Origin of the sequence: Pseudoalteromonas sp. SG44-1, from assembly GCF_014164315.1 — a bacterium.
GTDB classification, from domain to species: domain Bacteria; phylum Pseudomonadota; class Gammaproteobacteria; order Enterobacterales; family Alteromonadaceae; genus Pseudoalteromonas; species Pseudoalteromonas rhizosphaerae.
In genome coordinates this window covers 1-224 of the sequence record NZ_JACJEW010000325.1, presented here as the reverse complement: position 1 = coordinate 224, position 224 = coordinate 1, and the positions used below count along the sequence as shown (strand labels likewise).

Genomic DNA, 224 nt, shown 5'->3' with positions numbered 1-224 from the left:
CTTCTGCCTTGCCCCTGAATCCTGCGCTTCTGTAATGAGCTTTATCAATTCATGTCGCTCAGTCGACGTCGTTAATCGTCCTCGTTGAAACCCCAAATGGCATCCGCTTTTTTTTTGAGAACAAGTAATGCCGCTGTTTCAGCTAAGGCTTTATCTTTACGATTAAGCTCTTTTTGCAGCTGTTTTATTTCTTGCTTTAACTGTTTACTGTCTGATTTAGCTAG

The 224-nt window shown here is 41.5% G+C and carries 1 pseudogene; it reads right to left on the bottom strand.

Annotated features, from left to right (window positions below):
• Window positions 1-224: pseudogene (locus tag H5187_RS24980) on the bottom strand (IS3 family transposase); the annotation flags it as partial.